Here is a 5,839-nt window from a genome sequence, read left to right as displayed (position 1 = left end):
CACCGACGGCAGCGCCAACATAAAAGTAAACGGGGTCTCGACGCTCTACCCCGCGTTCAATAAATGGGCCGCTCCAATTTACAAAGAAAGCCTTAAGGCGGCCCAGATAGTCCAAAAAGACGTGATTGCGACAACCAATCATAAAAACAACGGCACCGTTGCTCGCGGCGACTTAACCGGATTCAACTGGTCAAAGGTCCCCACGATACTGGTTGAAACCGGCTTTCTCTCGAACCCCGAAGAGGACACACTCCTCAACAGTCCATCCTACCGGCAGCTTCTTGCCGACGGCATAAGCAATGGTATTATAGAATATCTGCAAAAACGGTAAACATACCACCTTATAACACACAGATAGATTGCCAAAATCAGCAAGGCACCCCGCGTTCATCCTTTAATTACCACTTCTTTTTGCTAAACGACCACCAATGACGCGATTTAAAACGGTAGCTTCAAATATGGAAGTTTTCTAAGAAAAAACCTCTCTTAATTTGCTTGTTTTTGGATTAATAGTAGCTGATGCGATGTTCGGGTCGAATCTGGGTAAATAAGCTCAACAGGGTATTGGTTCGGTCATGAGGATGATTGGATGGAGATATATAAGCTAAACAGTGATGACGTATTCAAGCAGCTCGGTTCATCACCGAGGGGTTTGAGTGATGATGAAGCGAAAAGGCGCTTGGATGAATACGGTTTGAATAAAATCGAAGAAGTAAAAGGAACACCTCTAATCTTTAAGTTCCTCGCAAATTTCTACCACCTTTTTGCGATACTGCTCTGGGCCGGTGCCATACTTGGCTTTATCGGTGGTCTTCCTGAGCTAGGCTATGCAATCATCGCGGTGATAATCATCAATGCGATATTTAGTTTTTGGCAGGAATATAAGGCTGAAAAGGCGACCGAAGCGCTCAAGAAGCTGTTACCGAGTTACTCGAAAGTGCTCAGAGGTGGAGAGATAAGACAGATTCTTGCCGAGGAGCTTATTCCCGGCGATATTATCGTGCTTGAAGAAGGCGATAACATATCCGCCGATGCCCGCCTTATTCAAGTTTTTGAAATGCGCACGAACAATGCCACCTTAACTGGAGAGTCCGCTCCGGTAAGAAGGACAAGCGACCCGGTTCTCCGGGATAGGATGCTTATAACGGAATCGCCCAATATTGTTTTTACCGGTACAAGCGTCGCAACCGGCTCGGGCAGGGCTGTTGTGTATGCAACGGGGCCAGAGACCGAATTCGGCAAGATCGCCGGTCTTACACAGAGAATAGCTACTGAACTAAGCCCATTACAAAAGGAGATGGTGTGGGTCACCAGGGTTGTAGCAGCGCTCGCGATTGGTCTCGGAATCCTGTTTTTCGTTCTAGGCAGCCAGATAGCCGGCCTTAACTTAACCGTGGCGTTCCTGTTCGCTATCGGGATGATCGTCGCAAATGTGCCCGAGGGCTTGCTTCCGACAGTTACACTCTCCCTAGCGCTTGGAGTTCAGAGAATGGCCCGGCGACATGCGCTTATCAAGAAACTTTCATCTGTTGAGACCCTAGGCTCGACTACCGTTATCTGCACTGACAAGACCGGCACGCTTACCCAAAATGAAATGACCGTTAAGGAGATATGGGCCAGCAGGGAGGTTATAGATGTAGAGGGTGCCGGCTATGAACCCAAAGGGGAATTTAGGGTCAATGGGAGAACGCTTAGCAAAGAGGAACTTGATTCCCTCAACGTGCTCTTTATGTCAGCCACGTTTTGTAATACGTCAAGGCTGGTTCCACCTGGTGACGGCCGTACGGGCTGGGGCGTTATCGGCGACCCGACGGAGGCTGCGCTTCTCGTTGTCGCAAAGAAAGCCGGGTACGATATAGACAGGGAGTTCAAGGAGCATCCAAGGGTTTACCTGCTTCCTTTTGAGTCGACACGAAAGATGATGTCGAGTATCCACAAATTTCCGACAAGACCTCTTGCTTGTGTAAAAGGAGCGCCTAAAGAGGTATTAGATATTTCAACTAAAATTAGACTTAGCGAAGGTATTGTTGACTTAACGGATGAGCTACGACAAGAAATAGTTGCTAGAAACGATGATTTTGCGCGTAGAGGATTGAGGGTTCTAGCGATCGCTTACAGGGAGATACCCGCGGATATTATCTCTCTTACTGTTCAGAACGTTGAACAAGACCTTGTTTTTCTTGGATTAATGGCGATGCAGGACCCACCGCGCCCCGAGGTAGCGCATGCCGTAAGTCTCGCTCAAAGGGCCGGCATACGAATCATCATGATAACAGGGGACTATGGTCTTACCGCCGAGTCAATCGCTCGGAAAATCGGTATTGTTAAAAGCGATGTGAGGGTGGTGAGCGGTGGAGAAATTGATCCTTTGAGTGACGCTGAACTTAGCAGTGTATTGAGTCATAGCGATGTAATTTTTGCCCGCGTTTCACCCGAACACAAGATGAGGGTCGTCTCAGTTTTGAAGGATCGGGGTGAGATTGTGGCTGTGACCGGCGATGGTGTAAACGATGCCCCGGCTCTAAAGCGGGCCGATATCGGAGTTGCAATGGGGATTGCCGGGACGGACGTCGCAAAAGAGGCGGCCGAGATGATATTAACCGATGATAATTTCGCCAGTATCGTCGGTGCGGTTGAGGAAGGAAGGGCTGTTTATGATAATATTCGCAGATTTATTACTTATATTTTCGCCAGCAACATCCCAGAGATAATCCCGTTTATCCTCTTCGTAACGCTCGGCATCCCACTACCGCTTACGATTCTGCAGATTCTGGCCATCGATTTAGGTACCGACATTGTACCGGCGCTGGCCCTCGGCTCAGAACCGCCCGAGGCCGATGTCATGGATAGGCCGCCGCGTCCCCGTGGCAGGAGACTGCTCGATTTTCCGCTCTTAGCCCGGGCGTATTTCTTTCTCGGCCCAATCGAAGCGGCTGTTGGGATGCTAGCCTATTATTATGCGTATTACCAGAACGGGTGGCGACCGGGCCAGGTGCTACCCGCTTCGGGCAGAGAATACGTATTTGCAACCACGATGGTGCTTGCCTCAATAGTTATCATGCAAATCGGTAACGGCTTTGCCGTGAGAACCGAGCGCACTTCAATACTTCAGAAGGGGTTTTTCTCTAATAGGTTTTACCTTTTCGGTATAGTGACCGAGCTTGTGATTATAGCAATTCTCGTCTACGTCCCGTTTTTGCAGCCGATATTTAATACCAGCCCATTGAAGATTACCGATTGGCTGTTTCTCTTCGCCTTTTCACCGACCATATTAATTGCTGATGAGATAAGGAAGTGGATTGCCAGGCGTTATTCGGCAAGAAGGGTGCCTGGAGGAGGCGAAGAACCTCGCAAAGAGCCACGTGAGCGGGTCAGCCGTCGGAGGGCTGCTTGATATAACTGGCTGCCGGCATGGGGCTGCTTAGCAGATAAACATTAAGGGAAATAGTAGCTATAGGGGTGATTACCTTGCGAATTATAATTGTCGGTTGTGGACGGTTAGGCTCTGAACTTGCGAATTCGCTCTGGCTTGATAGGCATGACATTGCCGTGATTGATCGCGACCCTGAGGCCTTTAAGCGCTTGGCTAAAACGTTTACCGGCAGCAGGGTAACCGGTCACGCAATGGATCAGCAGACGCTGAAGACCGCAAGAATCGAAAACGTCGATGCCTTTGTTGCCGTCACAGGGGACGATAACCTCAACATTATATCGGCCAGAATTGCCCGAGAAGTTTATTTTGTTCCGCGTGTCGTATCAAGGATATTCGACCCTGTGCGGGCCAATATTTACGAGCGGCTTGGTGTTTCAACCGTTTCAACAACCGTGTGGGCTGTAAGTAAGATAGAGGACTTGTTGTTCCACCGCGCTCTGGATGTACAGTTAAGCTTTGGCAATGGAGAGGTTGAGCTTATCAGAATCGCGGTGCCCGCTGGGCTTTTTGGGAGAACCGTTGAGAGCATAACCATTCCAGGGGAACTTCAAGTTGCCGTTATAACTAGACACGGTAGGCCCTTTATACCTACACTCGGTACGGTTTTTGAAGAGGGAGATGTTGCACGGGTTGCGGTTGCAAGAGGCGCAATGTCTCGTCTTGAGGAGTTTATTAGCGCCGTTGCGTAAGGAGGCTTTATGTATATATTAATTGCTGGTGCCGGGAAAGTCGGTCGATATCTTGCTCAAAATCTGAGTGAGATGCATCAAATCGGTTCTATTGATCTTAATCAGACCCATCTTTCCCAACTTGAGGGAAAACCGAATATAACCACCTATAAAGGTGATGCAACCGATCCTAAAAAGTTGGAAGAGGCGGGCATATTACGGGCCGATATTGTGGCATCCGTCACCGGCGATGATGAAGATAATCTAGTGATTGCTCAATTAGCAAAGCAGGTATATCAGATCCCAAGGGTAGTCGCGCGGGTTAACGATCCCAGAAATCAATGGCTCTTCACAAGAGAATGGGGTGTAGATATAGCGGTTAGCAGTCCTCAGATAATATTACAGCTTATCTCGGAAGAAGTCTCTCTTGGTGAGGTCTTAACCTTACTGAAACTGCGTGTAGGGGAACTCTCCCTGATCGAGGTAACAATCCCGCAAAATTCGCCTGCAAGAAACCATATGATCACTGAACTCGGTCTTCCTAGAAATGCGGTGGCCGTTGCCATATTAAGAGATACGTCTGTCGTGGTGCCGCATGGAAGCACGACTATCGAAGTGGGTGATAGCGTGCTTCTAGTTACACGCCCGGAGCTAGAGCAAGATATTAAGGACATCTTGATGGGGTAGCAGAGTCATCTGTCTTTTGCATACGCAGATTATTTAATCGCTTGGTCATTCAGTATAATAACTTAAGCCCCTGGTATATATGAGAGCGCTGTACCATTGACTGCCTTGCGTTGTTCCTCCCAAGGTTATAGATAATGCCTCTGATCGTACCTATTTATTGCGAATTTAAAACTCCTCAGTAATCGATTGCAAAGTTAGCATCTAATTGGTATAGTGGTATTGTAAGTGCACAATAAGTGCGATTGCCAGTAATTTGTAATAACCCCTAAATATTCTGTGTAAAACTGCCGATAGATAGCTTACGGGTTGATGGCAGAATATGGCAATCGTACTATTAGTAAAGGTTGGAACATGTACGAGAACGATGTCGGTTGGCGTTTACGACATGTACGGGAAAGCAGAGACCTGAGCCGGAAAGATGTCGAGAACTTGACCGGAAGCGAATTTAAAGAGTCAATTCTCGCCATGTACGAGAACGGACGTCGCAGGATTCCGACGCCGCGCCTTAAGCGACTCGCGGATTTCTACGATGTATCGATCGGCTGGCTTATGGGGGAGGCCGTCGCCCAGGACAACAAGAAAGACGTTAGTGTTGAAGCTCTCTTGATGGCGGACCCGAATTTCTCTGAAGAAGAACGTCGTTTAATGCTCGATGTTCTCGAGATCATCAAAGCCAAACGGAGGGCTGAGGGTAAGATTTAAGGTGGTACCCAATGCCTATCTACACGCACCTGTACATCAAAGATCAAGCCAATGCCTTAATTGAAGAGTTTAAAATCGCCGATCCTCCCATTAATGTGCGAGAGATCGCGGGCAAGCTCGGTATCGAGATTATTGAGATGTCGAACGATAGCTGGTTTTACGGTATGCTCACCCGCTACGACGAAGATTTCTATATCGTTATCAATAAGCTAATGCCGGAGACCCAAAAACGCTACGCGATCGCGCACGAACTCGGCCACCTCCGCCTGCACAACCAGGAGTTGGAATACCAGAGAAGGCCGGATAAGGAATACCACCATCGCGAGGCGGACGTCTTTGCCCTGGAGCT

At 48.5% G+C, this 5,839-nt stretch carries 6 protein-coding genes; all 6 read left to right on the top strand.

Annotated features, from left to right (window positions below; translation table 11 throughout):
- On the top strand, nucleotides 1-331 hold a 331-nt coding region (locus COY37_RS11210), incomplete at its 5' end, for an N-acetylmuramoyl-L-alanine amidase family protein (protein ID WP_286977611.1).
- Between the two features lie 258 nt (nucleotides 332-589).
- Nucleotides 590-3,394, top strand: a complete 2,805-nt coding sequence (locus tag COY37_RS11205) for a cation-translocating P-type ATPase (protein ID WP_286679159.1) — start codon at nucleotides 590-592, stop codon at nucleotides 3,392-3,394.
- Nucleotides 3,395-3,468: 74 nt separating this feature from the next.
- Nucleotides 3,469-4,122 (top strand): potassium channel family protein, encoded by a 654-nt coding sequence (locus tag COY37_RS11200; RefSeq protein ID WP_286679158.1) that lies wholly within the window; start codon nucleotides 3,469-3,471, stop codon nucleotides 4,120-4,122.
- Between the two features lie 9 nt (nucleotides 4,123-4,131).
- Nucleotides 4,132-4,788, top strand: a complete 657-nt coding sequence (locus COY37_RS11195; RefSeq protein WP_286977609.1) for a potassium channel family protein — start codon at nucleotides 4,132-4,134, stop codon at nucleotides 4,786-4,788.
- Nucleotides 4,789-5,139: 351 nt separating this feature from the next.
- A complete protein-coding gene (locus COY37_RS11190; RefSeq protein WP_286678628.1) occupies nucleotides 5,140-5,490 on the top strand; it encodes a helix-turn-helix domain-containing protein in 351 nt (116 codons plus the stop codon).
- Nucleotides 5,491-5,501: 11 nt separating this feature from the next.
- A partial coding sequence (locus COY37_RS11185) for an ImmA/IrrE family metallo-endopeptidase (protein ID WP_286977607.1) occupies nucleotides 5,502-5,839 on the top strand: 338 nt, incomplete at its 3' end.

Source organism: Candidatus Aquicultor secundus (genome assembly GCF_002791875.1).
Taxonomy (GTDB): domain Bacteria; phylum Actinomycetota; class Aquicultoria; order Aquicultorales; family Aquicultoraceae; genus Aquicultor_A; species Aquicultor_A secundus.
This window is presented reverse-complemented; position numbering and strand designations above follow the sequence as displayed.